The organism is Hydrogenophaga sp. NFH-34 (assembly GCF_021401345.1).
In the GTDB taxonomy this organism is placed as follows: domain Bacteria; phylum Pseudomonadota; class Gammaproteobacteria; order Burkholderiales; family Burkholderiaceae_C; genus Hydrogenophaga; species Hydrogenophaga electricum.
Map to the genome: position 1 here is coordinate 110,391 of NZ_JACBGE010000009.1, position 25,966 is coordinate 136,356.

Consider the following 25,966-nt stretch of genomic DNA (forward strand, 5'->3'; position numbering starts at 1 on the left):
GCCCCCTCGGGGGGCTGCGACCCGCGCAGCGGTGGAGCGTGGGTGCTCATCATTCGGCCACTTCCGGGCGCCGCCCCTGGCCGTGCACCAGCACGATGGCGAAATACGGGCAGGCCTCGTCGGGCGTGTCGGCCAGGCGCCCCAGCTGCTGCTGCGCCATGGTGCCGTGCTGCACCAGCCAGGCCTGGTCGAGCCGGCCCGCACGCGCCAGCGCGCGCCGCACGCGCGGCAGGTTGCGGCCGGTCTTCATGACGGCGATGGCATCCGCCGTCTGCATGCGCTCGACCAGCGTGTCCTCGGACAGGGTGCCCATGAGCACGGTCAGCACGTCGTCGCCCCAGGTCATGGGCTGGCCGGTGGCCGACCAGCAACCCACCATGCCGGGAATGCCCGGCACCACGTCCACCACCGCGCGGCCCTGCAGGCGGGTGTAGAGGTGCATGAACGAGCCGTAGAAGAACGGGTCGCCCTCGCACAGCACGACGATGTCCTGCGTCTGGGCCAGCGTGGCCAGGCGCGTGGCCCAGTCGTCGTAGAAGCGGGCCAGGCAATCGATGTAGGCCGGGCTGTCGAACGGCAGTTCGGTCGTGACCGGGTATTCCATCGGGTATTCGGTGACGCCGGACGCGAGCAGCCCGTCCACCATCTTGCGGGCCTGCCCGGGGCGGCCCTTCTTGCGGAAAAAAGCCACGTGCCGGGCCGAGCGCACCAGGCGGTCGGCGCGCACGCTCATCAGTTCGGGATCGCCCGGTCCGAGGCCGGTGCAGACGATGCGGCCCATCAGATCTCCCGCTCGCTGGCCAGCGCGTTGATCGCCGCCACGGTGATGGCCGAGCCGCCCAGGCGCCCGTGCACCACCAGCGCGGGGGCAGCGCCCGAGGCCATCAGCGCGGCTTTGGACTCGGCGGCGCCGACAAAGCCCACCGGGCAGCCGATGACCGCGGCCGGCCGCGGACAGGCCGGGTCCTGCAGCATGTTGAGCAGGTGGAACAGCGCCGTGGGGGCGTTGCCGATCGCGACCACCGCCCCGGCCAGGTGCGGTCGCCACAGTTCCAGCGCCGCTGCGCTGCGGGTGGTCTGTCCTTGCTCTGCCAGCGCGGGCACCTGCGGGTCCTGCAGGGTGCAGATGACCGCATTGCCAGCCGGCAGGCGCTTGCGCGTGATGCCTTCGCTGACCATGCGCGCGTCGCACAGGATCGGCGCACCCGCCTGCAAGGCCTGGCGCGTGGCGTCCGCCATGCTCGGCGTGAAGGCCACATGGCGCTCCAGCCCGACCAGCCCGGCGGCGTGGATCATGCGCACCACGGCCAGTTCCTCCACCGGGGAAAAGCGGCCGAGATCCGCTTCCGAGCGGATGATGGCGAAGGACTGTCGGTAGATGGCGTCGCCATCGCGTTCATAGCGGTGCAGCATGCGCAAACGATTCGTGGAGATGGGTGGTCAGGGTCGGCCGGTCCAACCCCTGGAACGCAGGCTGGCTGGCGGCCGTGCCCCAGCGGACCAGGTCCAGCCCCCCGGGGGTGGTGACGACAGTGACCGCCGGTTGCGGGTGGGCACAGCCCTTGGGACAGCCGGACACGTGCAGCCGTTGCCCGGGCGGCACCAGCGCCGCCAGTTCGCGCGCCAGGCTCCGGGTGGGACCGGCGGCCTGTTCGCAACCGGGTGCGCCGGTGCAGGCGGCCACGCGCAGCCGGGCATCGTCGGCCGTGCAGACCAGCTCGGGCAGGGCCGGCAGATGCCGGGCGCCCTCCACCAGCAGCGCACGCCACGGCGTCAGGCGCAGGGCACCGTGTTCGGCCAGCACCGCCAGGGTGTGTGCGGGCAGGAGCCCGAAGGCCAGCCCGGCCAGGAACCCGGCGGCCTGGGGCCCGGGATGCGGAGGCGCCGCCGGGGCCGCTGCCACCGGGGTCTGCCGCCAGGCGGCGGGCAGTGGCTGGCGCTGCAGCAAGGCGGCCATGCGCCCGCGCCCGGTGGGCGCCCCACCCGCTGCCAGGAACCAGTCCGCCAGCGCCAGCGCGCAGGCGGGCGCTTGCGCCACCGGCACGGCGACACCGTGATCGGCGCCGTCCGCGTGGACCAGCACGCCCGCGCCATGGCGTTCCAGCCGGATGTCGGCATAGGCCCCGCGCAGGCAGGGCTGCGGCCCGGTGTCCACCACAAAGCCGAACTTGGCGGGCAGCGCGGGAGCGCCGTCACCGGCCAGGCGCTCGCTCAGCGCCAGGGCCAGGCCGGGGGTGATGTCGCCATCGGTCCAGAGCGGTTGCACCTGCACGTTGCGGCGGGCCTCGCCGGCCGCGTCGGCATCGGCCAGGCCCAGGCGCTGCAGGGCGTCGAGCAGCGGCGCGTGCTGGGCCGGGGCCACCCCACGCAGTTGCAGGTGGGCCCGGTTGGTCAGCTCCAGCACGGGGTGGGCGTAGCGCTCTGCCAGCGCCGCCACCGCACTTGCCTGCGCGCGGCTCAGGCGCCCGGCCGGCGGACGGATCCGGACCACCAGGCCATCGCTGGCCGCCATCGGCCGCACCGCCCCCGGGCACCAGCCCTTGACGGTCACCGGGTTTTCGCCGCGCAGCGCGGTAGGGTCGGGCAGGTTCATGCGCATGCGCCCTTTCAGGCGGCCTCGAAATGCGGGCTGAGCTGCACGGTCTCGCCGATGAGTAGCAGGCCGGGTTGCGGCCCATAGGCCGGCGCCTGGGCCACCAGGCGGCTGAGGCGGCAGGCCAGCACGGTCTGTGTCGGGCGGGTGCCGTCGCGCACGATCGCAGCCGGCGTTTCGGGCGACAGGCCGGCAGCGATCAGGCGTTCGGCAATGTGCGGCAGGCGCTGGATGCCCATGTAGAACACACGGGTCTGGCCCGGCCGGGCCAGCGCACGCCAGTCGTGGGTGGCTTCGTCGTCGGCCAGGTGCCCGGGCAGGAACACGCAACTGGCCGACAGCTCGCGGTGGGTGAGCGGGATGCCGGCGGCGGCAGCGCAGCCGCTGGCGGCCGTGACCCCGGGCACCACCTCGAAGGCGATGCCCGCGGCCAGCAGGGCCTGCACCTCTTCGCCGCCGCGCCCGAAGACGTAGGGGTCGCCACCCTTGAGCCGCACCACCCGGCGCCCTGCCCGCGCGTGTTCGATCAGCAGCGCATGAATGCCGGCCTGCGGCACGCTGTGGTGGCCCAGGGCCTTGCCCACGTACACGCGCTGCGCGGTCGCCGGAATGCAGGCCAGGATCTCGGGCGAAATCAGGCGGTCGTGCACGACGACCTCGGCGCGCTGCAGGCGGTCCAGCGCACGCAGGGTCATGAGGTCGGCCGGGCCGGGGCCCGCACCGACGATCGCGACCTGAGTGGTGTGTGGCCGATCGCTCACGATCCGCGTCTCCCGGCGTCCGGCGCGTGGCGCCGGTTCCTCACCATGACCATGGCCCGGTGGCCCTCAGGCGGCGTTGTGCAGGCGCGGCTCGACCACCAGCGTGCCCTTGAGGCGGTGCAGGGTCTTGGCCACGGCCAGCACGGCCAGGTCGATCAGGGGCTCGGCCAGCACCACGCTCATGTAGGCCACGCCAAAGCTGCCGATGCTGGCGAGGTTGCTCACTTCCAGACCGCCGCCGTACAGCGCCCAGAAGCCCACCCACAGCACGATGCCACCCTGGTAGGCCACCGACAGCTTGAGGGCCTGGCCGTAGCGCAGGTCCACATAGGCCACGTTGGCGGGGATCACACGGCGCGCCAGCGCGGCGGTGGCGAACAGTGGCACCAGCAGCGTGGTGACGTTCATGCCGTACTGCGGCAGGTCGAAGGGCGCGAAGAACAGGCCTTGCACCAGCAGGCCACCGGCCAGGCCGATGGCCGCGGGTGCGGCACCGAACAGCAGCAGCAGCGTGGTGCCCAGGATCAGGTGCACCTCGGACACGCCCACCGGGTGGTGCGGCAACACCTCGAAGAAGCAGAACACCAGCGCGATGGTGAACAGCGAACGCAGCAGCAGGGCCGCCACCCCTTCCTTGCGGACCATGTCCAGCGACAGCTTGGCCGCATAGCCCAGCGACGCTGCCGCCGTGGCATAGCTCAGGACGATCTTGGTGCCGTCGACCAATCCGGGTTCAATGTGCATGACTCCACTCCTCGAAAAAATGCGTTGCGCGCAACGCGGTTTGAAAAACGTTTCAGCCGGGCGCCCCGGTCCGGGGCAGCGCCACCCACTGGCCCTGCAGGGCGTGCACGGCGATGCGGTGGTCGAACACCGCCTCCAGTGCGCGGTGTGTGGCGGGGTCGGCGCAGGGGCCCTGGTGGCGGATGCGGCCTTGCGCCATCACCACCAGGTCGTCGGCATGCAGGGCCATGCCCACCTCGTGCAGCACGCTGACCACGGTCCGGCCTTCGGCCACCAGGGCCTGCACCAGCGCCAGCCAGTCGGCCTGGTGCGGCGGGTCCAGGTTGGCCAGGGGTTCGTCCATCAGCAGCACCTGGGCCTCCACCGCCAGGGCCCGCGCCAGCAGCACACGCTGGCGCTCGCCACCGGACAGTTGCCCGAGCGAACGGGCGCGCCAGTCCCAGGCCTGGGTGGCGCGCAGCGCACGCTCGACCGCCGCGCGGTCGGCGGCGCCGGGAGCGCTCAGCCAGGGCTGGTGCGGCAGGCGGCCAAGCATGGCCACGTCCCACACAGTGAGGTCGTCGCCGCCGTGTTCGCTCTGCCCCAGCCACGACAGGTGCTGCGCACGCTGGCGCTGTGGCCAGTCGGCCAGCGGCCGGCCCAGCAATCCCACGTGGCCCGTGGCCGGCAGCAGCCCCGCCAGGACTTTGAGCAGCGTGGACTTGCCAGCCCCGTTGGGGCCGACGATGCAGGTCCAGCGGCCGCGCGGCAGCGACAGGTCAATGCCGTGCAGGATCGTGGCACCGCCCAGGCGGGCCTCCAGGTCGCGCGCCTCGATCGCGGTGGTGGTGAACGGCAGGGTCGTCACAGACCAGCCCCCCGCATGACGCGCGTGTTGCGCTGCATCAGCCACAGCAGGTACCCGCCCCCCAGCACCGCGGTGAGCACGCCCACCGGCAGTTCCTGCGGCGCGATCAGCCAGCGCGCCAGCGTGTCGGCGGCCATCAGCAAGGCCCCGCCCATGGCGCTGGCCAGCAGCATCAGGTAGGCGCTGGTGGTCTTGACCAACGAACGCACCAGGTGCGGCGCGGCCAGGCCCACGAAAGCGATCAGGCCGGTCTGGGCCACGGCCGTGCCGGTGGCCAGCGCCAGCACCGCCACCAGCGCGGCGCGCATGGGACCGATGGGCAGGCCCAGGCTGCGCGCGGTGGCGTCGCCCAGGCTCAAGCCGTCGAGCACCCGCGCCAGCAAGCCCGCCGCCAGCGCACACAGCGCCCACACGCCGGCCATCAGCGCGCAGGCGGTCCAGCCGACGAAGCTGGTGGAGCCCAGCATGAAGGCCTGCATGGCCTGCAACGATTCGGGCGAAAACAGCAGCACCAGGTGCGTCATGGCGCCCAGCACCACGCCCACCACCACGCCGGCCAGCAGCAGCCGCAGCGTGTGCTGCACGCCGCTGGCCAGCGCCAGCGTGATCAGCACCGCCAGCACGGCACCACCGAAGGCGGCACCGGTCAGGCCCAGGCGCACCCAGGCGCTGCTGGAAAACACGCCGATGGCCATGGCCCCGTTCATCATGCCTGCGCCGCCGAGCATGCCGGCACCGCCCCCCAGCGCCGCCAAGGCCAGCGCCACGCCAAGCGAAGCGCCCGAAGCGCTGCCGAGCAGGAAGGGATCGGCCAGCGGGTTGCGGAACAGCCCCTGCGCGACCGCACCGGCCAGGCCCAGCAGCGCGCCGGCGCACCACGCGCCCAGCGTGCGCGGCAGCCGGATGTCCCACACGATCTGCTGCGCCATGGCGGTGGCACCCGGGTCGCTGACCGGGTCCAGCAGCGGGCCGACCAGGTTTTCAAAACCCGCGCTGCCCACGCACACGCCCAGCAGCGCCAGAGCGGCCGCGAGCAGCAGCAGAGCCCCCAACAGCCAGGATGCGCGGCGGGCGTTCACGGGCGCGCTCCCGGGCGGACCGCTGCCTTGTCGGCCAGGCAGCGCGCCATCAGGCGCGCGCCTTCGGCCATGCGCGGGCCGGGCCGCACCAGGGTGTCGGATTCGTCGGCGGTAAACACGCACAGCCGCTGCTGGCGCAGTGCGCGCAGGGCCTGCCAGCCCGGGCGTTGCAACAGGCCGTCGACGCTGCGCTGGCCGACCATGATGAGGTCCGGATCGGCGCGCACCACGTATTCGGGGTTGAGTTTGGGGAACGGCCCGAGCGCGGCCGGCACGATGTTGCGCGCGCCCAGGCGCTGCAGCGTCTCGCCGATGAACGAACTCTCGCCCGCGGCATAGGGGCCGGGGTTGACCTCGAAATACACCCGCGTGCCGCGCGCGGCCGGCGGCAGCGACAGCGCGGCCGCCATCACGGCGGCGTCGATGGCGCGCCAGATCTTCTGCGCGTCGGGCACGCCCAGCACCTGCCCGACGGTGAGCATCACGCGCTGCACGTCGGCATGGGTCTTGGGCTCCAGCGCCACCACCTTCAGGCCCAGCGCGCGCAGCCGGTCGCCCGCGCGGGACGAGACGGACATCAGCACCAGGTCGGGGCGCAGCGCCACCACGCGCTCGATGTTCGGGTCCAGGCCGCCGCCCACCTGCGGCAGCGCCTGCACGCTGGCCGGCCAGTTGGTGTAACGGTCCACCCCCACCAGGCGCTGGCACTGGCCCAGTTCGCACACGATTTCGGCCAGCGAAGGCAGCAGGCTGACGATGCGCTGCGGCGGGCGGTCGAACACCACCGTCGCGCCCAGGTCGTCGGTGATCCGGGTCTGCGCCAGCGCCAGGCCGGGCATCCCGCCCAGCAGCGCCACACACAGCGCCCCCAGCCACCACCGTCGCCAGAGTGCGCTCATGCCAGGGCTCCTTTCAGGGTCAGCGGCAAACCGGCCGCCATCAGCGTGACGCCTTCGCACGCGGCCGCCACCTGCTGGTTCAGCCGCCCCAGGGCGTCGACAAAGTGCCGCACCTCGCGGCCCATAGGAATCACGCCCAGGCCGATCTCGTTGCCCACCAGCACCACGGGCCCCGGCACCTCGGCGATGGCGCGGCAGAGGTCGTCGCCGGCCGCGGCCACCGCCGCGTCGGACAGCGCCGCCGCGGTGGCCGCCGGCATCAGCAGATGCGTCAGCCACAGGGTGAGGCAGTCGATCACCACCAGGGTCTGCGCATCGCTGCAGCGGCGCAGGGCGGCGGCCAGCGCGGCGGGTTCTTCCACCGTGCGCAGGCCAGGCACGCGCACGGCGCGGTCGGCCTGGTGGCGCGCGATGCGCTCGCGCATCTCGTCGTCCCAGGCGGTCGCGGTGGCGATCAGCACCGCCGCATGGGCGGGCGAGGCATCCAGCCACTGGCGGGCGCACATTTCGGCCCGACGCGACTTGCCGCTGCGCTGGCCGCCCAGGATGAATTCGCTGCGCAGACCTTCAACCATGGGCCAGCCTCCAGGCCTGCACGATGTGGTGCAGTTGCGCCACGCCGTCGGTCAGCGCGGCCGGGCCGGGCTGCAGGATGTCGGCCGACTTGATCTCGAACAGCTGGTTGTCCCGGACCGCCGGCACGGCGGCCCAGCCCGGGCGCGCGGCCACGTTTTCGGGCCGGAACTTCTTGCCGCACCACGAGCCGATCACGATGTCGGGCGCGCGCGCCACGATCTGCGCCCCGTCGGCGATGATGCGGTCCTTGCCCAGCGGCTGCACCGCCAGTTCGGGGAACACGTCGTCGCCGCCGGCCATGCCCAGCAGTTCGGACACCCAGCGGATGCCGCTGATGTGCGGCTCGTCCCATTCTTCAAAAAACACGCGCGGGCGCCGCTTGCCGGCGGCCGTCAGCGCGTCGGCCTCGGCGCGAATCGCGGCCAGCCGTTCGCGCATCGCGGCGATGCGCGCCAGGCCCTGATCGGCACAGCCCACCACGGCCGCAACCTGGAACAGCATGTCGAAGATCTGTTCCACGCTGCGCTGGTTGAACACCGTCACCGGCACGCCGGCGCGGATCAGCGCGGCGGCGATGTCGGCCTGCAGGTCGGAAAAGCCGAACACGCAGTCGGGCTGCAGCGCGAGGATCTTGTCGATCTTGGCGTTCAGGAAGGCGCTGACCTTGGGTTTTTCGGCGCGGGCCCGGCGGGGCCGCACCGTGTAGCCGCTGATGCCGACAATGCGCTGCTCCTGCCCCAGCAGGTACAGCCACTCGGTGGTCTCTTCGGTCAGGCAGACGATGCGCTGCGGTCCGGGCAGGGTCATGCGGCCTCCGGCAGGAACAGGCCCGCGCTGGCCACCGGGTGGGAGGCAAACCAGGCGTGGAAATAGCTCGCCCGCACCGGCCCCTGGCCGTACACGGCTTCGGGGCGACCGTAGGCGCTGGCGGCCTCGGTCTGCGCCACCGGTGCCAGCGGCGATTCGGTGAGCGAGTAATGGAAGGTGTGGCCGCGCAGGTCGCCGCGCGGCGTGGCCCAGCGCTGCGGGCCGAGCGCCGCCAGCCGGGGCTGCATGCGCACCTCGCCGGGCAGCAGGCCCCACATGGGTTGGCGTTCCCCGCCGGCCAGCGTCAGGCCCTCGAACAGCGGCATCATGCCGCCACATTCGGCCCAGACCGGGCGCCCGGCCGCCACATGCGCGGCGATGCCGGCGCGGCTGGTGCCGGCGCACGCCAGGGCCGCCGCATGCAGTTCGGGGTAACCGCCGGGCAGCCACAGCGCGTCGCACGGCGGCAGCGGTTCGTCGGCCAGCGGTGAAAAGAACACCACGTCGGCACCAAGCGCGCGCAGGGTGTCGAGGTTGGCGGGATAGATGAAGCAGAAGGCGGCGTCGCGCGCCACGGCCACGGTGCGGCCTTGCAGCAAGGCGGGCGTGGAGGCAGGTTCCGGCGCCTCGAAACGCACGGCCCAGCGCTGCCAGCCGGCCGCGTCCAGCTGGCCCAGCGGGGTGCGGGCCAGGGCGTCGGCGAGCGCGTCCAGGCGCGCCATCGCATCGGGCAATTCGGCCGCCAGGGTCAGTCCCAGATGGCGCTCGGGCAGTGCAAAGGCCGTATCGCGCGGCAGGGCCCCGAGCCAGCCGGCGTCGAGCCCGCCCGGTTCGGCGCCCAGGTCGTCGGCCCGCACAGAGCGGCACAGCATGCGGGCATGGCCTTCGCTGGCCACGCGGTTGGCCAGCACGCCGGCCCAGGGCAGGCCCGCCCGGTAGTGGCGCAGGCCGTGCACCAGCGCACCGAAAGTGCCCGCCATGCCCGAGGCGTCGATGACGGCGAGCACGGGCAGGCCGAAACGTTGTGCCAGATCGGCCGCACTGGGCTCGCCGTCGAACAGGCCCATGACACCTTCGATCAGGATCAGGTCGCTGTCGGCCGCCGCCGTGTGCAGGCGGGCGCGCACATCGTCTTCGCCGTTGAGCCACAGGTCGAGGTTGTGCACCGGCCGGCCGCTGGCCAGCGCGTGCCAGTGCGGGTCCAGAAAGTCGGGCCCGCACTTGAACACGCGCACCCGCCGCCCCTGCCGCGTGTGCAGGCGCGCCAAGGCCGCGGTGACGGAGGTCTTGCCCTGGCCCGAGGCCGGCGCCACCACCATCAGCGCCGGGCAGGCCTGGGCACCACGCAGCGGTGCAGCCGGGTGCGTCATCTCAGCGCGGCGACCAGGTCAGACCGAGGTAGAACGTGCGTCCGGCGGTGGCGTAGCCCAGCACCGACTCGTAGGCCTTGTCGGTCAGGTTGTTCACCCGCGCCAGCAGTTGCCAGTCGCGGGCGATCGTGGTGCTGGCGCTCAGGTTGAGCAGCGTGTAGGCAGGCAGCAGTTGCGTGTTGGCCGCGTCGTTGTAGCGCTTGCCCACGTGCTGCAGTTCGCTGCCCAGGGTCCAGCCGGCCAGCACGGTGTCGGCGGTCAGCGTGGCCTGCGTTTCGGCGCGGCGCGCCAGCAGCATGCCGGTGTCGCTGTTCTTCGGCCGCATCAGGTCGAGCGAGCCCCCCAGGTTCACCATGCCCACGCGCAAGCCGCCACTGAGCGTAGCGCCGTGGTACTGCGCACGCCCGGTGTTGCCGTAGCAACCGGCCCAATCGCCCACGCCGTTGAGGCAGTTGCCCGGGCCGGCCACGTAGTTGATCAGGTCCTTGACCCGGCTGCGGTAGAGCACCAGCCCCGCATGGCGGGTGCCGTCCTGCCAGCGCAGGCCGGCTTCGGCGCTGCGCGAGGTTTCGGCCTTGAGGTCCGGCGTGCCGTAGAGGCTGAAGCGCTGGAACAGCGTCGGCACGCGGAAGGCCGTGCCGGTGGATGCCGTCAGTTGCCATTGCGGGCTCAGCGCATAGCCGTAGGCCAGCGAGCCGGTGGTTTCGGCACCGAATTCGCTGTCATCGTCCCGCCGTGCGTTGACCTGCAGGGTGTGGGCGCCGGAACGCAGGCCGTAGCCCAGGGCGACGCCATCCAGGTGGCGGTCGCTCACCGCGGGCACGGTGCTGTCGTTCTCAAGGTTGTCCTTGCGGCGTTCGACATCCAGGGTCAGCAGGCCGGGCCCGGCTTTCCACTCGTTGCGCAGCAGCAGCGTGTCGACGCGGGTTTCGCTCAGGTAGGGCGAGGGCGTGGTTTCGTAGCGGTCGGTGCCCCGGCTGACGCTGACGCGGGTGCGCCAGGCATCGCTCCACCGGCCGTCCCAGTTCAGGCCCAGGGTCCGCAGATGGCTGCGGGACTGGTCGTCCACCCCGGGCACGAAGCCGTCGTAGTCCGCCTTCTGGCGGTTGTCCAGCCAGGTCAGTTCCAGGCGCTGGCCCGGGGCCAGCTTCCAGCCCAGACGGCCGGAGAACGATTCGTTGCGGTAGCCGTCATCGTCGGGATTGCCTTGCGGACGGGCATTGAAGCCGTCGCTGCGCTCGGTGCCCAGACCCAGCGCGTAGTCGAAAGCCCCTTCCCCACCGCGCAAGGACACCAGGGCCTCGCGCGTGCCGTGCGAGCCCAGACCCACCCGCACCGACGGGAAAAAGCCTTGCTCGCCGGCGCGCGTGAAGATCTGCACGACACCGGCCATCGCGTCGGAGCCGTACACGGCGGCAGCCGGCCCGCGCAGCACCTCGATGCGCTCGACCTGGGACAGCGGGATGGCGTTCCAGCTCGCACCGCCGGTGGCCTGGGAGTCGACACGCACACCGTCGATGAACACCGCCGTGAAGCGGGTCTCCCCGCCGCGCAGGTACAGGCTCGTGGAAGCGGCCGGCCCGCCGTTCTGGTTGATCGTGACGCCAGGGACGCGCGCCAGCACCTCGGCCACCGAGCTCACCCCGCTGCGCTCGATGGCGTCGCGGTCGACGATGGACACATCGGCCACCACGTCGGTGATGGGCTGCTCGGAGCGGGTGGCCGACACCACCACGGTGGGCAGCGTGGTCTGGGCCAGGGAGGCAAAGGAAGCGCAGGCGGCCGCACAGGCCAGCGGCAGCACGGCCAAGCGTGCACGGGAAGCGTGGGTAGACATGAAAAAGAATGGCGATGAAGCTGCCCTCGCCATCTTCCCCGACAGCGCATGGGCGATACGGCGGAGCCCGCATGCGCGCGCACCACCACCTCGTTGGCCGGTATCCGGGCTGACAGAAACAACCTCCAAAAGCCTTCCCAGATGTCGATGACGTCCAGTGGCTGTTGATGGAAGCGGGGCCTGCGCTGAAAACGAAGGCCCGTCTGCTTACCGTTGCGGGGGCAGCGCAGGTTAGGTCCACCCGGCATGGGCTTTCCCTCCTGCTTCCCGTTGAACTGCGGCGTGAGACCCACACCGCGAGCACCAACACCGCCATTGTAATTGGCCCCGCCCTGCCACAACCCTACAATGTCCCGGCAACTCGTGGTAACCATGCATGGCCGACCTCAATCCCATTGACCAGATCGCCGAGCGGGTGGAACGCCTGCTGCTGCGCCATGAAGAACTGCAGCGCACCAACGCGCTGCTGACCGAACAGGTGCAGACCCTGCAGGCTGAGCGCGACTCGCTGCGCTCGCGCCTGAGCGCCGCGCGCGGACGCATCGAGGCCCTGCTCGAACGCCTGCCGCTCGACCCGGCCGATGCGGCCCCCGCCAAGGAACGCGAATGAACAAGCCCGCGACCAAGCAGATCGAGGTGCAGATCATGGGCCAGAGCTACCTGCTGGCCTGCCCCGCCGGTGGCGAACAGGCCCTGCTCGAAGCCGTGGAACGGGTCGACACCGCCATGTGCCGCATCCGCGACGCCGGCAAGGTCAAGGCGCGCGATCGCATCGCCGTGCTCGCCTCGCTGAACCTGGCTTTCGAGCTGGCCCAGAAGGAAACCCAGGCCCTCGAAGCCACGGCCCACCCGACCCCGCTGCCTCCGGCCATGGCGGCGGCCGCACCGGCCGAGTCGTGGGACACCGCATCGCTGGCCCGGCTCGACGACCTGGCCCGGCGCATCGACCACACCCTGGGTCAGGACGGCCAGTTGCTCTGATAGCGCTTTCGCGGCGCCCCGGACCGGCGGTGGCTCCGGGACAGCGCCGCGAGGCAGGCAACCGGCCTACAATGGCGTTGTCTGCGGTGCATGCCGGGCTTTATATTTCCTTGAACCAATGCTCTTTGAGCCCGGGCTTGGTACATTGCGTGGCTGGTGCGAGCGTCTCGCGTCAGATGAACCCGAAGCCCCGCTGCCCTCGCCCACCTGAACCCCCGGTTCAGGATGACGGTCCGGTGGCACTTGCAGACACCTTCTTTTTTCATGCGGCCCTCTGGGCCGCATGTCTTTTGTGCGCCGCCCTATGCTCGACCCCCTGCTGATCCTGGAACTGGCCGCACTGGGCCTCGCCGCCGGCTTCCTCGCCGGGCTGCTGGGCATCGGCGGCGGCATGCTGATGGTGCCCTTCATCACCCACATCCTCGGCGCCCGGGGCGTGGCGCCGGACCTGGCGGTCAAGATGGCCATTGCCACCTCGATGGCCACCATCATGTTCACCTCGATCTCCAGCGTCCGGGCCCACCACCGCAAGGGCGCGGTGCGCTGGGACATCGTGCGCCAGCTTGCACCGGGCATCGTGATCGGTGGCGCCATCGCCAGTCTGGGCGTGTTCGCCGTGCTCAAGGGCAGCACGCTGGCCCTGCTGTTCGCGGTGTTCGTCGGCTTCTCGGCCACACAGATGCTGGTGGACCGCAAACCACGCCCGTCGCGGGCCCTGCCCGGCCCCGCCGGGCAGACCGGCGCCGGCGCCGCCATCGGGCTGCTCTCGGGCCTGGTGGGTGCGGGCGGTGGCTTTCTGAGCGTGCCCTACATGACCTGGTGCAACGTGGCCATCCACAACGCCGTGGCCACCAGCGCCGCGCTGGGCTTTCCGATCGCGGTGGCCAACGTCATCGGCTACGCCGTGTCGGGCCAGGGCATGAGCGGACTGCCGTCCGGTTCCCTCGGCTACATCTCCCTGCCTGCGCTGGCCGTGATCGCCAGCGCCAGCGTGCTGATGGCCCCCCTGGGTGCCAAGGCCGCGCACGCCCTGCCCGTGCGCACCCTCAAGCGCGCTTTCGCCGGCGTGCTCTACCTGCTGGCGGCCTACATGCTCTTCAAGGGACTCGGCAGCGCCTGAGGCCACCGAGGCTCAGGCTTCCAGACGGCGGTCGGACACGACGATGCCGTCTTCGTCCGCGTAAAGCCAGTCACCAGGCCGGACCCAGACGCCCTGCACCAGAACGGGCAGATCGCGCAGACCTTCGGCTTTGCGCTCGGTCGGCAACGGCATGCTGGCCAGCGCCCGGATACCCACCTCGCAGACAGCCAGCTCCGCCACATCGCGCACGCAGCCGTCGATGACCACACCGGCCCAGCCATTGCGGGCCGCCGCCGCGCCCAGGTTGCCGCCGAGCAGCGCGCGCCGCAACGAAGCGCCACCGTCCACCACCAGCACACGCCCTTCCCCCGGGCTCTCGACGGCGGCCTTCACGGGCGTGTTGTCCTCGAAGCACTTGACGGTGACCACCGGCCCGGCAAAGCGGCGCACGGCACCGAAATCGCGGAACACCGGAGGCAGCACGCGAAAGCGGCCGCTGGCGTCGTTTTTGTGCGCATCGCACAGGTCGCAAGTGGGTATCACAGGGGTCGTGTTCATGAGGAAATCGGCGGGCAAAAAGGGGGAGACAAAGGCCTGGTCAGGCGGCGGAAAACCGCATCATGCCAAGGCCCGCCAGCAGCCGGATACAGGCGGTGGTGACAAGTGTTGTTTTCGGGGCCAAAAAAGAGGGCCAACCCTCGGGAAACGCGCAAAAAATCAGGCGCTCCACCTTGGAATGGCCCGGCATCTCCATTAGCATGCGGAGCACTGGTGAGAAAGCGCGTTTTCCGCCAGTCTCCGACTCACTTCTAGAAGGAAACTCCAACATGGCAACTGCAAAGAAAGCTCCCGCCAAGACGGCGGCAGCCGCCCCGGCCAAGAAGGCCGCTGCTCCGGCGAAGAAGGCCGCTGCGCCCGCCAAGAAGGCTGCCGCTCCGGCGAAGAAGGCCGCTGCGCCCGCCAAGAAGGCTGCCGCCCCGGCGAAGAAGGCCGCTGCGCCCGCCAAGAAGGCTGCCGCTCCGGCAAAGAAGGCCGCTCCTGCCAAGAAGCGCACCCCCAACGCCGCCTTCCTCAAGCCCCTGACCCCCAGCGCTGCGCTGGCCGCCATCGTCGGTGCCGCTCCGCTGCCCCGCACCGAAGTGACCAAGAAGGTCTGGGACTACATCAAGAAGAACAAGCTGCAGGACTCGGTGAACAAGCGTGTCATCAAGGCCGACGCCAAGCTCAAGGAAATCTTCAAGAAGACCGAAGCCACGATGTTCGAACTGACCAAGTTCGTCAACGAACACCTCAAGTGAGCTGACGCCCGGCAGCCCGGCATCTGACCGGCTGCCTCCAGGCAAAAAGAAAGCCGGCATCTGCCGGCTTTCTTTTTGCCTGCGGCGTCGCCCCCGCCCGGTTGGCGTTCGCGTTTCGGTGGGTGCTCAGGCAGCGCCCTGGCTGGCCCGGCGGATCGCCGACAACGTGCCGCGCGTGGTGATCACCTCCAGATCCAGCGGCACCTCGATCAGGGTGCCGGTGGGCGCGGCCAGCGCGCGCAGCAGCGCCGGCTCGAAAGCGGCTGTCCCGGTCACGCGTTCGGCCGCCCAGCCATAAGCCCTCGCCAGCGCACAGAAATCGGGATTGCCCAGCGCGGACCCGCTCACATGGCCGGGATAGGCCCGCTCCTGGTGCATGCGGATGGTGCCGTAGCTGCCGTTGTTGAGCAGCAGCACGATGCAGCGCGCGCCTTCCTGCACGGCCGTGGCCAGCTCCTGTCCGTTCATGAGGAAGTCGCCGTCGCCCGTGATGGTGAACGCCACCCGGCCGGAGGTGATCGCGGCACCGATACCGGCCGGCACCCCGTAGCCCATGGCCCCGTTGGTGGGGGCAAGCTGGGTCTTGAGCCCCCTGGCGAGGCCGTGGTAGCGGTAGAAACGGTGCAGCCAGCTGGCGAAGTTGCCGGCCCCATTGCTCACCACGGCGTCGGCCGGCAAGTGCCGCTGCAGCGTGTGGATGAGGGCCGGCATGTCGATGGGACCAGGCAGCTCGATGCCGCCATTGCCCGGATCCACGTTGGCCAGGTAGTCGGCGTGGCAGGCCTTGGTCCAGGCCGTCCAGGGCAGTGTCGGCGGCGCCGTCAGCACTTCCAGGCTGCGGGCCGCGGCGTTCATCGTCGCCTGCATCGCCAACACCGGCAGGTACACCCGCCCGAGTTCCTCGGCACTGGCGTGGATGTGCACGAGCTTCTGCCGGGGCTGCGGGGCCTCGATCAGCGCGTAGCCGCCGGTGGTGGCCTCCCCCAGGCGCGGACCGATGGCCACGATCAGGTCGCTGTCGCGGATGCGCCGGGCCAGCGCCGGGTTGATGCCCAGCCCGACGTCGCCCGCATAGTTCGGATGGTGGTTGTCGAAACAGTCCTGAAAACGGAAGGCGTTGGCCACCGGCAGTTGCCAGTTTTCCGCAAAACGCTGCAACGCGGCCGCACTCTGCGGCGTCCAGCCACCGCCACCAGCGATCACCAGCGGACGCTCGCTCGACAGCAGCAGGCGACGCAGCTCGCGCAGACCACCGGGATCGCTCCAGGCCTGTACCGGCTCGACCCGCGGCAGCGGCGCCGCCGCCTCCACGGTCTGGGCCAGCATGTCCTCGGGCAGCACCAGCACCACCGGGCCGGGCCGCCCGTTCATCGCCGTGGCAAAGGCACGCGCCACGTATTCGGGCAACCGACGCGGGTCGTCGATGCGCTCGACCCGCTTGGCCAGCCCCTTGGTCGAGGGGCCAAAGAATGCCGCGAAGTCCACTTCCTGGAACGCCTCGCGATCGCGCGCGTCGCTGGCCACGTCGCCCACAAACAGCACCAGGGGCGTCGAATCCTGAAACGCGGTGTGCAGGCCGATGGCGGCGTTGGTCGCCCCCGGCCCACGCGTGACGAAACACACCCCGGGCCGCCCGGTGAGTTTGCCCTGGGCTTCGGCCATGAAGGCCGCACCCCCCTCCTGCCGGCAGGTCACGAACCGGATGCGATCTTCATGCACATGGAAACCGTCCAGCACGGCCAGGTAGCTTTCACCCGGCACCCCGAAGGCGTGGGTGACCCCCTGGGCGATCAAGCATTCGACGAGCAGGTGGCCGGCAATCTGGGGCATGGCTTGACTTAATTAACCAACTAGTGAATTATCGCGGCATGCACACAGAACAGGCACCTGCCACGGAAGAGCGTCAGCGGGACGCCGAACGCTCGCAGAGCACCATATTAGCGGCGGCCCGCGACGAGTTCGCCGAACACGGCCTGGGTGGCGCGCGCATGGACCGCATTGCCGAACGCGCCGGGCTCAACAAGCGGCTGATCTACTACTACTTCGCCGACAAGGAGCGTCTGTTCCAGGCCGTTCTGGAGCAGGCCTACCGGGACATCCGCGACCGGGAGCGGGCGCTCAAGCTGCAGGATCTGAGCCCCACGGAAGCCGTGCGGCGGCTGGTGGAATTCACCTGGCAGTACTACCTCGAATGCCCCGAATTCCTGACGCTGCTCAACAGCGCCAACCTGCACCGGGCCCGGCATCTGCACCAGTCGGCCGAGGTGCGGGAAATGAACTCGCCCCTGGTGGACATGCTGGGCGAAATTCTCGAACGCGGCCGCAAGGACGGCAGCTTTCGCGGCGGCATCGATCCGGTGCAGCTGTACGTGTCCATTGCCGGGCTGGCGTACTTCTACCTGTCCAACAACCACACGCTCTCGGCCATCTTCGGGCGCGACCTCATGGCCCCCAAGGCGCGCAACGAGCGCCTCTCGCACATGTGCGACGTGATCCTAGGGTATGTCCTGAGAGATTGACGGTCCAGACAAATTGACACCCCGTGGGCGCTTCCTACAATTCACTGTTTGGTGAATTAAACAGGAGACAACCCATGCCATCGTTCCCCCTTGCCCGTCGCGCGCTGGTTCTCGGCGCCCTTTCCCTCGCTGCCGGCGCCGCCATGGCGCAGTGGAAGCCCGACCGCCCGATCACGCTGATCGTGCCCTGGGCTCCGGGCGGCTCCACCGACCAGGTGACCCGCGTCACCGCGGCCGAACTGGAAAAGCACCTGGGCCAGAAGATCGTCATCATGAACCAGCCGGGCGCGTCGGGTTCGGTGGGCACCAAGAACGCCATGGCTGCGCCGGCCGACGGCTACACCTGGACCGCCGGCGGCGCCAAGGACCTGGGCACCTACAAGGTGCTGGGCATGCTGGACACCTCGGCCAGCGACTGGAACCTGTACCTGAACGTGGCCCACATTGCCGTGGTCGGCGTCAATGCCGACACGCCTTACAAGACCATGCCGGACCTGCTGGCCGCCATGAAGGCCAACCCGGGCAGCATCTCGGTGGCGACCGCGGGCGTGAATTCCAGCGGGCATTCGGCCATCGAGGCGCTCGCCCGCGCCACGGGCGTGACCTACAAGCACGTGACCTACGACGGTGGCGCCCCCGCCGCGGTGGCCGCAGCCTCCGGCGAAACGCAGGTGACCACCCAGCTGGCCGCCGAGCAGACCGACATGATCCGCGCCAAGAAGATCCGCCCGCTGGCCGTGGTGGGCGACAAGTCCATCGAGATCGAAGGCTACGGCACCATCCCGCCGCTGTCGCAGTTTGTGCCGGGCTTCAAGGACCCGATCAACTACTTCGGCATCTTCGTGCCCAAAGCGTCGCCGCCCGAGGTCAAGCAGACGCTGGACCGCATCTGGGCCACCGAAATGGTCAAGAACGAAGCCCTGCGCAAGTACGCGCAGTCGCGCGGCGCCATGTTCGCCCCGATGGCGGGCGACGAAGCGCAAAAGGCCGTGTTCCCGGCCATCCAGGCCTATGCCTGGACGCAGCAGGCCGCTGGCAAGGCCAAGGTGTCGCCCGACACCGTGGGCATTCCCAAGCCCTGACATCCCAGCAGGAACACCCATGAGCGAGGGCGGAACAACCGCCCGCTCCGACCTCCGGGGCGGGGCGGCGTGGGCAGGCTTTGGCCTGCTGATCCTGGGCGAGTCGCTGCGCATGGACCGTTTCGAGTCCATGGGAGCGGTGATCTACAGCATGCCGGGCTTCGTCCCGGGCATGCTCGGCGTGGTGGTGCTGTTGCTGGGCATCAGCCTGATGCTGCGCGGCTGGCGACGCCAGCGCGACGAAGCCGGCGCCGACGCGCCGGACGAACCGCTGTTCAACCGGCGCATCGTCGCCACCATGGCGCTCTGTCTGCTGTACGCCGGGCTGCTGATCGGCCGGGCCCCGTTCTGGCTGGTCACCGCGCTCTTCGTCGGCGCCTTCGTGGCCGTGTTCGCCCCGGCGGAGCAGCCCCTGCGCCGCCGCATCGCGGTTTCGATGCTGGCGGGCGTGATCACCGCTGCCGTGGTCACCGTGGTGTTCCAGCAGGTCTTCCTTGTCCGCCTCCCCTGATTGCGCTTGCCCATGCTCGACGGACTGCTTCTTTTCGGCCAATCGATCCTGCGCTTCGGCGCACCGGAAACGATCTTCCTGGCCTTGCTGGCCTCGCTGGTCGGTGTGGTCATGGGCGCCCTGCCCGGGCTGACCGCCACCATGTCGCTGGCGCTGGTGACCACGCTGACGCTCAAGCTGCCGCCGGAACAGGCGCTGCTGATCCTGATCTGCACCTACGTCGGCTCCATCTATGGCGGATCGCGCTCGGCGATCCTGCTGAACATTCCGGGCACGCCGGCCTCGGCCGCGTCCTGCCTCGACGGCTACCAGCTGGCGCGCCAGGGCATGGCCGGCCGCGCCATGGGCATCGCCACCACCGGCTCGGTCATGGGCACGCTGATCGGCATGTTCTTCCTGGCGGCGTTCACCCCCGTGCTGGGCGGGCTGGCCCTGAAGTTCGGCGCCTACGAATTCTTCTGGCTGGCGCTGTTTGGCGTGATCATCGCCGGCACCCTGACCGGGGACGATCCGCTCAAGGGCTGGATCGCCGGCATCGCCGGGCTGTTCATCGCCACCATCGGCCAGGAGCCGCAGTACGGCTACGAACGCTTCGCCTGGGGCGTTCGCGACCTGGCCGGCGGCATCCAGCTGGTGCCCGCGCTGGTGGGGGCCTTCGGTTTCGCCGAACTGCTGACCGCCATGCGCCAGCGCCAGGCGCCGGTGAAGATCAGCGCCTTCGACACCGTGATCCCCAAGCTGCGTGACGTGACGCGGTACTGGCGCACCATCCTGCGCTCCGGCCTGATCGGCACCGGCGTGGGCATCGTGCCCGGCGTGGGCGAAGACGTGGCCGCGTGGTCGTCCTACGCCGCCGCCAAGCGCGCCAGCCCGGAGAAAGCGCAATTCGGCAAAGGTTCGGTGGAGGGCCTGATGGCGGCCGAAACCGGCGACAACGCCTGCGTGCCCGGCGCCATGATCCCGGTGCTGACCCTGGCCATCCCCGGCTCCGCGCCTGCCGCCGTGCTGATGGCCGCGATGATCATCCACGGCGTCAAGCCGGGGCCGCTGATCATGGTGGAGAACCCCTCGTTCGTGTACGACGTGGTGGCCATGATGCTGTTCGCCACCATCGGCATCCTGATCTACGGCCTGGTGCTCACCAAGGCGCTGGTGCAGGTGCTGCGCGTGCCCCAGCACCTGATCGTGCCGATCATCTTCGTGCTCTGCTCGGTGGGCAGCTTCGCCATCGCCGGACGCCTGTTCGACGTCTACGTGATGCTGGCCTTCGGCCTGATCGGCTTCTTCCTGCGCCACTTCGGCTACCCCATGGCGCCGCTGGTGCTGGGCATCGTGCTGGGCGACCTGCTCGAAAAGAACCTGCGCCGCGCGCTGATTCTGTCGGACGGCGACCTCTCGCCCTTCTTCACCCGACCCATCTCGGGAGCCGTCGCGGCCCTGATCTTCGGCACCATCGGCTTCAAGCTCTACAGCCTGCACCGACGGCGCAAGGGGGCCGCATGAAGCTGGCCCTGTGCAACGAGGTGCTGCACCCCCTGCCCTTCGAACGCCAGTGCGCACTGGCCTCCAGCCTGGGTTACCAAGGGCTGGAGCTGGCGCCCTTCACGCTGGCCGACGATCCGCTCGCGCTGGACGAAGCCGCTGCCCGGCGGCTGCGTGACACCGCCCGCGACCACGGCCTGGCCCTCTCGGGCCTGCACTGGCTGATGGTCAAGCCCGAGGGCCTGTCGCTGGTCGACCCCGACCCCGGCGTGCGGGCCCGCAGCCTGCGCTGGCTGCGTCAACTGATCGGTTTTGCCGCGGCCTGCGGCGCGCCCGTGCTGGTGCACGGATCGCCCCGCCAGCGCTCACCGCTGCCCGGCCAGAGCGTGGGCGACGCCACCGCGCGCCTGGCCGATGCACTGGCCGAGCTGGCGCCCCATGCCGAAGCGGCGGGCGTGACCTATTGCCTGGAACCGCTGTCGCCGGCCGAGACACCGGTGATCAACACCGTGGCCGAAGCCGCCGCGCTGGTGGACCGCATCGGCTCCCCCGCGCTGCGCACCATGCTCGACACCAGTGCCGCCGCACAGGCCGAGGCCGAGCCGCTTCACACCGTGCTCGCGCGCTTCCTGGCCAGCGGCCACATCGCCCATGTGCAGCTCAACGACCGCAACCGGCGCGGCCCTGGCCAGGGCGACACCGCACTGCTGCCGGTGCTGCGCACCCTGCGCGACACCGGCTACGCGGGCTGGATGGCGGTGGAACCCTTTGATTACGTGCCCGATGGTCCGGGCTGCGCGGCGTTCAGCGCCGGGCATGTGAGCGGGCTGCAAGCCGCGCTGGAGGCCGAATCGCCATGAAGGCTGTCGCCCTGAAACTGCTGTCGGTGGCCCTGTACGAACGCCCCGTCACCCTGCGCCTGCCGTTCCGCTTCGGCGCCGCCACCGTCACCCGCTGCCCGCAGGCCTTCGTGCGCGTGCAGGTCGAGATCGAGGGCCGCCGCGTCGACGGAGCCAGCGCCGAGCTGATGGTGCCCAAGTGGTTCGACAAGCACCCCGAACTCACCCACGAACAGAACTTCGAGCAATTGCGCCAGTCGCTGCGCAGCGCCCGCGACGCCTACACCGGCGCCGGCCCCATGGCCAGTGCCCACCGGCTCCACCAGGAGGCGGGCAGCGCCGCGATCGCCACGTCGGTGGCGCAGGGTCTGCCCCGGCTGGCGGCGCAATTCGGGCCCGCACAGCTCGACAAGGCCGTGGCCGACGCGGTGCTCAAGGCGCGCGGCCTGGGCTGGGTGCGCGGCTTGCGGGCCGGTCTGCTCGGCGACCCCTGGAGCCCCAGCCTGCCGCTGGTGGAAGCCGCCAGTGTCACGCTGCGCCACACCGTGGGCCTGGCCGACCGCCTGCAAGACCGCGACGATGGCCACGATCCGCAGGACGGCTTGCCCGCCACCCTGGAGGCGGCCATCCGGGCCTACGGCCTGCACCACTTCAAGCTCAAGCTCTCAGGCCAGATCGAGCCCGACCGGGAGCGCCTCGCGCGCATCGCCGCGGTGCTCGACACCCATGCGGGCGACTACCGCGTGACGCTGGACGGCAACGAAACCTTCACCGACACCGATGCCCTCGGCCAGCACTGGCAGGCTTTGCAGTCCACGCCCGCCCTGCTAGGCCTGCTGCAACGCACCCTGCTGCTGGAGCAGCCACTGGCGCGCAAGGTGGCGCTGGAACAGCCCCTGCATGCCCTGAAGATACCGGTGCCCGTGATCCTCGATGAATCCGACGACAGCGACGACGCGCTGGAGCGGGGCCTGGCGCTCGGCTACCGGGGCATTTCCAGCAAGGCCTGCAAGGGCATCTACCGGTCGCTGCACAGCGCGGCGCGCATCGCGCGCACGCCCGGCCTGTTGCTCTCGGGCGAAGACCTCACCTGCCAGGCCGGCCTGGCGGTGCAGCAGGACTGCCTGCTCGCCAGCAGCCTGGGCGTGACCCACATCGAACGCAACGGCCACCACTACGTGGACGGCTTCGGTATCGCGCCCGCGGAAGAAGCCACCGCCTTCGCCCGCGCCCACCCGCACCTCTACGACGACACCGCCGGGCGCCCGCACCTGGCCGTGCGCCAGGGGCAGATCGCCCTGCAAGACCTTCACGCCCCCGGCTTCGGCAGCAGCGCCGCGCCGCTGTGGGACCGCCTCACCCCCATTCTTTGAAACCCGCCAGGAGGACACACCATGGCCACCCAGAATCTCGGTCTCATCATGCACGGCGTCACCGGACGCATGGGCATGAACCAGCACCTGATCCGCTCCATCGTCGCCATCCGCAACCAGGGGGGCGTGACGCTGTCCAACGGTGACAAGGTCATGCCCGACCCGATCCTCATCGGCCGCAACGCCGAAAAGATCGAAGCGCTGGCCCGGGCCCACGGCATCGGCCGCTGGGGCACCAACCTCGACGCCGCGCTGGCCAACCCCAGCGACACCGTTTTCTTCGACGCCGGCACCACGCAGATGCGCCCCACCCTGCTGGCCCAGGCGCTGCGCGCCGGCAAACACGTGTACTGCGAAAAACCCATCGCCACCACGCTGGCCGAGGCGATGGACATCGCCAGGACCGCGCAGGCCTCGGGCCTGAAACACGGCGCCGTGCAGGACAAGCTGTTCCTGCCCGGCCTGCGCAAGCTGGACATGCTGCGCCGCGCCGGCTTCTTCGGTCGCATGCTGTCGCTGCGCCTGGAGTTCGGCTACTGGGTGTTCGAGGGCGACCTGCAGCCCATCCAGCGCCCGAGCTGGAACTACCGCGCCGAAGACGGCGGCGGCATGATCCTCGACATGATGTGCCACTGGCGCTATGTGCTGGACAACCTGTTCGGCGAGGTCAAGAGCATCAGCTGCCTGGGCACCACCCACATCCCGCAGCGCTGGGACGAAGCCGGCCAGCCCTACCCCTGCACCGCCGACGACGCCGCCTACGCCACCGCCGAACTGATCGGCCACAACGGCGAGCCGGTGGTCGCGCAGCTCAACATGAGCTGGGCCACCCGCGTGAACCGCGACGACCTCGTCACCTTCCATGTGGATGGCACACACGGCTCTGCCGTCGCCACGCTCACCGGCTGCAAGGCGCAAAGCCGCGTGAACACGCCGCGCCCGGTGTGGAACCCGGACATCAAGAACACCATGAACTTCTCCGAGCAGTGGCAGGACGTGCCCGACACGCAGGTCTACGACAACGGCTTCAAGATCCAGTGGGAACACTTCATCCGCCACGTGGTGGAAGACGCGCCCTACCAGTGGACCCTGCCCGAAGGCGCCAAGGGGGTGCAGCTGGTGGAAACCGCGCTGCAAAGCTGGAAAGAGCGCCGCTGGGTGGACGTGCCCGCGCTGAATTTCTGAGGCGCGCCATGACACTGTCGCTCAACCTGCCCCAGACCGACGGCGCGCTGGCCCGCTACGCGCTCCAGGGCGCTCCGCTCGCACTGCCCGCCAGTCGCCCCGCCTTCAACCGCATCGCCTACTCCGCCGCCCATGTGGTCGCCGACCCGCGCGCCGCCATCGACCCCTGGCTGCAGAGCGCGGTGGACTGGGACGCCACCATCGCCTACCGCCAGCGCCTGTGGTCGCTGGGGCTGGGCGTGGCCGAGGCCATGGACACCGCGCAACGCGGCATGGGCCTGGACTGGCCCACCTCGCTGGAGCTGATCCGCCGCTCGCTCGACGCCGCGCGCGACGTGCCCGGCGCGCTGGTGGCGTCGGGCTGCGGCACCGACCACCTCGCTCCCGAGGACGCGAAAAGCGTGGACGACGTGATCCGCGCCTACGAAGAGCAGATGGCCGCCATCGAAAAGCTGGGCGGCAAGCTGATCGTGATGGCCAGCCGTGCCCTGGCCCGTGTGGCCAAAGGCCCGGCCGACTACGAACGCGTCTACGACCGCGTGCTGAGCCAGGCGCGCCAGCCGGTGGTGCTGCACTGGCTGGGCGAGATGTTCGACCCGGCGCTGGCCGGCTACTGGGGCACACGCGACACCGACGCCGCCATGGACACGGCGCTGGGCATCATCGCCGCGCACGCGGACAAGGTCGACGGCATCAAGATCTCCCTGCTCGACAAGGACAAGGAAATCGCCATGCGCCGGCGCCTGGCGCCCGGTGTGCGCATGTACACCGGCGACGACTTCAACTACGCCGAACTCATTGCCGGTGACGGCTGGGGCAACGAAGCCACGCACGGAAAAAGCGACGCGCTGCTGGGCATCTTCGACGCCATCGCGCCGGCCGCGAGCGCTGCGCTTGGCGAACTGGCGCAGGGCCACACCGAACGCTTCCACGCCATCCTGGGCCCCACGGTGCCGCTGTCGCGCCACATCTTCCAGGCGCCCACGCGCTTTTACAAGACCGGTGTGGTCTTCATGGCCTGGCTCAACGGCCACCAGAGCCACTTCACCATGGTGGGTGGTCAGCAGAGCACGCGCAGCCTGGTGCACCTGGCCGAGCTGTTCCGCCTGGCCGACGCGGCCCACCTGCTGGAACAACCCGAACTGGCCGTGCAACGCATGGGCCAGTTGCTGGCCGTGCACGGGGTCGCGGCATGAGGGACTTTTCCGCGGACCACCGCTGGCTCTCGATCAACACCGCGACCATCCGGCGCCAGCGCGGGCAGGAGGAGGTGCCGCTGGCACGCCTGATCGACCAGTGTGCGGCACACGGCGTGCGCGCGATCAGCCCCTGGCGCGACCAGGTGGCCGCCGCCGGCCTGGCCGACACCGCGCGCCAGCTCAAGGCCCTGGACATCGGCCTCTCGGGCTACTGCCGCGGCGGCTTCTTCCCGGCCGCCGATACCGCTGGCCTGCGCGCCGCGCTGGACGACAACCGCCGCGCCATCGACGAGGCGCTGACGCTGGGCGCGCCCTGCCTGGTGCTGGTGGTCGGCGCCCTGCCCGGCGCGCTGGAAGGCCGGCCGGTGCACAAGGACATCGCCCGCTCGCGCCACGAAGTGCGCGACGGCATCGCCGCCACGCTGGCCTATGCGCGCGAAGTGAACCTGCCGCTGGCAATTGAGCCCCTGCACCCGATGCAGGCCGCCGAACGCGCCTGCGTCAACACACTGGAGCAGGCGCTGGACCTGTGCGATGAACTGGACCCGGCGCGCAGCGGCCTGCTGGGCGTGGCGCTCGACGCCTACCACTGCTGGTGGGACCCGAAGCTGCAGGCCCAGACCGCCCGCGCGGGCGAACGCCGCACGCCCCAGGAGCGCTCGCGCCTGCTGGCCTACCACGTCTGCGACTGGCTCACCCCCACACGCGACCTGCTCAACGACCGCGGGATGATGGGCGATGGCGTCATCGAGCTGCGGCGGCTGCGCCAGTGGGTGGAAGCCGCCGGCTACGAAGGCTTTGCCGAGGTGGAGATCTTCTCCACCCAGGACTGGTGGCAGCGCGACGGCGACGAGGTGCTGGCCACCTGCATCGAGCGGCACCGCACCGTGGTCTGACGGCGGG

Annotated in this window: 27 protein-coding genes, 1 other RNA gene and 1 riboswitch; of the genes, 14 read left to right on the top strand and 14 right to left on the bottom strand. The window is 70.4% G+C overall.

What is annotated here, in order from left to right:
* Positions 1–49 precede the first annotated feature (49 nt).
* From cobI to L0977_RS10525, 12 genes are all read right to left on the bottom strand, one after another.
* On the bottom strand, positions 50–781 hold the full coding sequence (gene cobI, locus L0977_RS10470) for a precorrin-2 C(20)-methyltransferase (protein WP_234264807.1): 732 nt from the start codon (positions 779–781) through the stop codon (positions 50–52).
* Entirely contained in the window at positions 781–1,413 is a 633-nt protein-coding gene (locus tag L0977_RS10475) for a precorrin-8X methylmutase (protein WP_442786626.1), read from the bottom strand. The genes cobI and L0977_RS10475 overlap by 1 nt, the downstream gene beginning before the upstream one ends.
* Positions 1,397–2,599 carry a precorrin-3B synthase gene (cobG, locus tag L0977_RS10480; RefSeq protein WP_234264808.1) on the bottom strand — a complete coding sequence of 401 codons (1,203 nt, stop codon included), beginning with the start codon at positions 2,597–2,599 and terminating at the stop codon, positions 1,397–1,399. The genes L0977_RS10475 and cobG overlap by 17 nt, the downstream gene beginning before the upstream one ends.
* A gap of 8 nt (positions 2,600–2,607) precedes the next feature.
* Complete coding sequence (gene cobA / locus L0977_RS10485; RefSeq protein ID WP_234264809.1) at positions 2,608–3,354, bottom strand: uroporphyrinogen-III C-methyltransferase; 747 nt, start codon at positions 3,352–3,354, stop codon at positions 2,608–2,610.
* 66 nt (positions 3,355–3,420) lie between these two features.
* The gene (locus L0977_RS10490; protein ID WP_234264810.1) at positions 3,421–4,098 is read right to left on the bottom strand and encodes an energy-coupling factor ABC transporter permease; all 678 of its coding nucleotides are present in this window, start codon (positions 4,096–4,098) and stop codon (positions 3,421–3,423) included.
* Positions 4,099–4,150: 52 nt separating this feature from the next.
* On the bottom strand, positions 4,151–4,945 hold the full coding sequence (locus L0977_RS10495) for an ABC transporter ATP-binding protein (RefSeq protein WP_234264811.1): 795 nt from the start codon (positions 4,943–4,945) through the stop codon (positions 4,151–4,153).
* Positions 4,942–6,024 (bottom strand): FecCD family ABC transporter permease, encoded by a 1,083-nt coding sequence (locus L0977_RS10500; RefSeq protein WP_234264812.1) that lies wholly within the window; start codon positions 6,022–6,024, stop codon positions 4,942–4,944. Before L0977_RS10500 ends, L0977_RS10495 begins: the two co-directional genes overlap by 4 nt.
* On the bottom strand, positions 6,021–6,923 hold the full coding sequence (locus L0977_RS10505) for an ABC transporter substrate-binding protein (protein WP_234264813.1): 903 nt from the start codon (positions 6,921–6,923) through the stop codon (positions 6,021–6,023). Before L0977_RS10505 ends, L0977_RS10500 begins: the two co-directional genes overlap by 4 nt.
* Positions 6,920–7,498 carry a bifunctional adenosylcobinamide kinase/adenosylcobinamide-phosphate guanylyltransferase gene (locus tag L0977_RS10510; protein ID WP_234264814.1) on the bottom strand — a complete coding sequence of 193 codons (579 nt, stop codon included), beginning with the start codon at positions 7,496–7,498 and terminating at the stop codon, positions 6,920–6,922. Before L0977_RS10510 ends, L0977_RS10505 begins: the two co-directional genes overlap by 4 nt.
* Positions 7,491–8,306, bottom strand: coding sequence for a cobalamin-binding protein (locus L0977_RS10515; protein WP_234264815.1), 816 nt, complete (start codon positions 8,304–8,306; stop codon positions 7,491–7,493). Before L0977_RS10515 ends, L0977_RS10510 begins: the two co-directional genes overlap by 8 nt.
* A complete protein-coding gene (locus L0977_RS10520; protein WP_234264816.1) occupies positions 8,303–9,676 on the bottom strand; it encodes a cobyrinate a,c-diamide synthase in 1,374 nt (457 codons plus the stop codon). The genes L0977_RS10515 and L0977_RS10520 overlap by 4 nt, the downstream gene beginning before the upstream one ends.
* 1 nt (position 9,677) lies before the next feature.
* Positions 9,678–11,513 (bottom strand): TonB-dependent receptor domain-containing protein, encoded by a 1,836-nt coding sequence (locus L0977_RS10525; RefSeq protein ID WP_234264817.1) that lies wholly within the window; start codon positions 11,511–11,513, stop codon positions 9,678–9,680.
* Positions 11,514–11,591: 78 nt separating this feature from the next.
* A riboswitch (cobalamin riboswitch) is annotated at positions 11,592–11,836 on the bottom strand.
* A gap of 53 nt (positions 11,837–11,889) precedes the next feature.
* Between L0977_RS10525 and L0977_RS10530 the strand changes: the two genes are divergently transcribed.
* The 4 genes from L0977_RS10530 (at position 11,890) to L0977_RS10545 (ending at position 13,614) form a co-directional block, all read left to right on the top strand.
* The gene (locus L0977_RS10530; protein ID WP_234264818.1) at positions 11,890–12,123 is read left to right on the top strand and encodes a DUF904 domain-containing protein; all 234 of its coding nucleotides are present in this window, start codon (positions 11,890–11,892) and stop codon (positions 12,121–12,123) included.
* Positions 12,120–12,494, top strand: a complete 375-nt coding sequence (locus L0977_RS10535) for a cell division protein ZapA (RefSeq protein ID WP_234264819.1) — start codon at positions 12,120–12,122, stop codon at positions 12,492–12,494. The genes L0977_RS10530 and L0977_RS10535 overlap by 4 nt, the downstream gene beginning before the upstream one ends.
* A gap of 75 nt (positions 12,495–12,569) precedes the next feature.
* Positions 12,570–12,750, top strand: a non-coding RNA gene (ssrS, locus tag L0977_RS10540) — 6S RNA.
* A 48-nt stretch (positions 12,751–12,798) separates the two neighbouring features.
* Positions 12,799–13,614, top strand: coding sequence for a sulfite exporter TauE/SafE family protein (locus L0977_RS10545; protein WP_234264820.1), 816 nt, complete (start codon positions 12,799–12,801; stop codon positions 13,612–13,614).
* Between the two features lie 12 nt (positions 13,615–13,626).
* On the opposite strand, the gene rraA is transcribed toward L0977_RS10545, so the two are convergent.
* Positions 13,627–14,133, bottom strand: a complete 507-nt coding sequence (rraA, locus tag L0977_RS10550; RefSeq protein WP_234264821.1) for a ribonuclease E activity regulator RraA — start codon at positions 14,131–14,133, stop codon at positions 13,627–13,629.
* A gap of 269 nt (positions 14,134–14,402) precedes the next feature.
* On the opposite strand from rraA, the gene L0977_RS10555 reads away from it, so the two are divergent.
* Entirely contained in the window at positions 14,403–14,873 is a 471-nt protein-coding gene (locus tag L0977_RS10555; protein ID WP_234264822.1) for an SWIB/MDM2 domain-containing protein, read from the top strand.
* Positions 14,874–14,999: 126 nt separating this feature from the next.
* Here the strand turns inward: L0977_RS10555 and L0977_RS10560 are convergent, their stop codons facing one another.
* Positions 15,000–16,703: a thiamine pyrophosphate-binding protein gene (locus tag L0977_RS10560; protein ID WP_234264823.1), complete on the bottom strand. Its 1,704-nt coding sequence runs from the start codon at positions 16,701–16,703 to the stop codon at positions 15,000–15,002.
* 38 nt (positions 16,704–16,741) lie between these two features.
* Between L0977_RS10560 and L0977_RS10565 the strand changes: the two genes are divergently transcribed.
* The 9 genes from L0977_RS10565 (at position 16,742) to L0977_RS10605 (ending at position 25,959) form a co-directional block, all read left to right on the top strand.
* Complete coding sequence (locus L0977_RS10565; protein ID WP_234264824.1) at positions 16,742–17,392, top strand: TetR/AcrR family transcriptional regulator; 651 nt, start codon at positions 16,742–16,744, stop codon at positions 17,390–17,392.
* 74 nt (positions 17,393–17,466) lie between these two features.
* A complete protein-coding gene (locus L0977_RS10570; RefSeq protein ID WP_234264825.1) occupies positions 17,467–18,474 on the top strand; it encodes a Bug family tripartite tricarboxylate transporter substrate binding protein in 1,008 nt (335 codons plus the stop codon).
* A gap of 19 nt (positions 18,475–18,493) precedes the next feature.
* Positions 18,494–18,985: a tripartite tricarboxylate transporter TctB family protein gene (locus L0977_RS10575; RefSeq protein ID WP_234264826.1), complete on the top strand. Its 492-nt coding sequence runs from the start codon at positions 18,494–18,496 to the stop codon at positions 18,983–18,985.
* Between the two features lie 12 nt (positions 18,986–18,997).
* On the top strand, positions 18,998–20,488 hold the full coding sequence (locus tag L0977_RS10580; protein ID WP_234264827.1) for a tripartite tricarboxylate transporter permease: 1,491 nt from the start codon (positions 18,998–19,000) through the stop codon (positions 20,486–20,488).
* Complete coding sequence (locus L0977_RS10585; RefSeq protein ID WP_234264828.1) at positions 20,485–21,327, top strand: sugar phosphate isomerase/epimerase family protein; 843 nt, start codon at positions 20,485–20,487, stop codon at positions 21,325–21,327. Before L0977_RS10580 ends, L0977_RS10585 begins: the two co-directional genes overlap by 4 nt.
* Positions 21,324–22,679, top strand: a complete 1,356-nt coding sequence (locus tag L0977_RS10590; RefSeq protein ID WP_234264829.1) for an enolase C-terminal domain-like protein — start codon at positions 21,324–21,326, stop codon at positions 22,677–22,679. The genes L0977_RS10585 and L0977_RS10590 overlap by 4 nt, the downstream gene beginning before the upstream one ends.
* Positions 22,680–22,700: 21 nt before the next feature.
* A complete protein-coding gene (locus L0977_RS10595; RefSeq protein ID WP_234264830.1) occupies positions 22,701–23,864 on the top strand; it encodes a Gfo/Idh/MocA family protein in 1,164 nt (387 codons plus the stop codon).
* Between the two features lie 8 nt (positions 23,865–23,872).
* A complete protein-coding gene (locus L0977_RS10600; protein ID WP_234264831.1) occupies positions 23,873–25,060 on the top strand; it encodes a dihydrodipicolinate synthase family protein in 1,188 nt (395 codons plus the stop codon).
* Positions 25,057–25,959 (top strand): sugar phosphate isomerase/epimerase family protein, encoded by a 903-nt coding sequence (locus tag L0977_RS10605; protein ID WP_234264832.1) that lies wholly within the window; start codon positions 25,057–25,059, stop codon positions 25,957–25,959. Before L0977_RS10600 ends, L0977_RS10605 begins: the two co-directional genes overlap by 4 nt.
* Positions 25,960–25,966: the final 7 nt, after the last annotated feature.

Bases quoted from the DNA above. Each gene is read 5' to 3' on its own strand.
- cobI (WP_234264807.1), bottom strand. From the start codon at position 781: ATGGGCCGCATCGTCTGCACCGGCCTCGGACCGGGCGATCCCGAACTG.
- L0977_RS10475 (WP_442786626.1), bottom strand. From the start codon at position 1,413: ATGCTGCACCGCTATGAACGCGATGGCGACGCCATCTACCGACAGTCC.
- cobG (WP_234264808.1), bottom strand. From the start codon at position 2,599: ATGCGCATGAACCTGCCCGACCCTACCGCGCTGCGCGGCGAAAACCCG.
- L0977_RS10490 (WP_234264810.1), bottom strand. From the start codon at position 4,098: ATGCACATTGAACCCGGATTGGTCGACGGCACCAAGATCGTCCTGAGC.
- L0977_RS10505 (WP_234264813.1), bottom strand. From the start codon at position 6,923: ATGAGCGCACTCTGGCGACGGTGGTGGCTGGGGGCGCTGTGTGTGGCG.
- L0977_RS10510 (WP_234264814.1), bottom strand. From the start codon at position 7,498: ATGGTTGAAGGTCTGCGCAGCGAATTCATCCTGGGCGGCCAGCGCAGC.
- L0977_RS10515 (WP_234264815.1), bottom strand. From the start codon at position 8,306: ATGACCCTGCCCGGACCGCAGCGCATCGTCTGCCTGACCGAAGAGACC.
- L0977_RS10520 (WP_234264816.1), bottom strand. From the start codon at position 9,676: ATGACGCACCCGGCTGCACCGCTGCGTGGTGCCCAGGCCTGCCCGGCG.
- L0977_RS10525 (WP_234264817.1), bottom strand. From the start codon at position 11,513: ATGTCTACCCACGCTTCCCGTGCACGCTTGGCCGTGCTGCCGCTGGCC.
- L0977_RS10530 (WP_234264818.1), top strand. From the start codon at position 11,890: ATGGCCGACCTCAATCCCATTGACCAGATCGCCGAGCGGGTGGAACGC.
- L0977_RS10535 (WP_234264819.1), top strand. From the start codon at position 12,120: ATGAACAAGCCCGCGACCAAGCAGATCGAGGTGCAGATCATGGGCCAG.
- L0977_RS10545 (WP_234264820.1), top strand. From the start codon at position 12,799: ATGCTCGACCCCCTGCTGATCCTGGAACTGGCCGCACTGGGCCTCGCC.
- rraA (WP_234264821.1), bottom strand. From the start codon at position 14,133: ATGAACACGACCCCTGTGATACCCACTTGCGACCTGTGCGATGCGCAC.
- L0977_RS10555 (WP_234264822.1), top strand. From the start codon at position 14,403: ATGGCAACTGCAAAGAAAGCTCCCGCCAAGACGGCGGCAGCCGCCCCG.
- L0977_RS10560 (WP_234264823.1), bottom strand. From the start codon at position 16,703: ATGCCCCAGATTGCCGGCCACCTGCTCGTCGAATGCTTGATCGCCCAG.
- L0977_RS10565 (WP_234264824.1), top strand. From the start codon at position 16,742: ATGCACACAGAACAGGCACCTGCCACGGAAGAGCGTCAGCGGGACGCC.
- L0977_RS10570 (WP_234264825.1), top strand. From the start codon at position 17,467: ATGCCATCGTTCCCCCTTGCCCGTCGCGCGCTGGTTCTCGGCGCCCTT.
- L0977_RS10575 (WP_234264826.1), top strand. From the start codon at position 18,494: ATGAGCGAGGGCGGAACAACCGCCCGCTCCGACCTCCGGGGCGGGGCG.
- L0977_RS10580 (WP_234264827.1), top strand. From the start codon at position 18,998: ATGCTCGACGGACTGCTTCTTTTCGGCCAATCGATCCTGCGCTTCGGC.
- L0977_RS10585 (WP_234264828.1), top strand. From the start codon at position 20,485: ATGAAGCTGGCCCTGTGCAACGAGGTGCTGCACCCCCTGCCCTTCGAA.
- L0977_RS10590 (WP_234264829.1), top strand. From the start codon at position 21,324: ATGAAGGCTGTCGCCCTGAAACTGCTGTCGGTGGCCCTGTACGAACGC.
- L0977_RS10595 (WP_234264830.1), top strand. From the start codon at position 22,701: ATGGCCACCCAGAATCTCGGTCTCATCATGCACGGCGTCACCGGACGC.
- L0977_RS10600 (WP_234264831.1), top strand. From the start codon at position 23,873: ATGACACTGTCGCTCAACCTGCCCCAGACCGACGGCGCGCTGGCCCGC.
- L0977_RS10605 (WP_234264832.1), top strand. From the start codon at position 25,057: ATGAGGGACTTTTCCGCGGACCACCGCTGGCTCTCGATCAACACCGCG.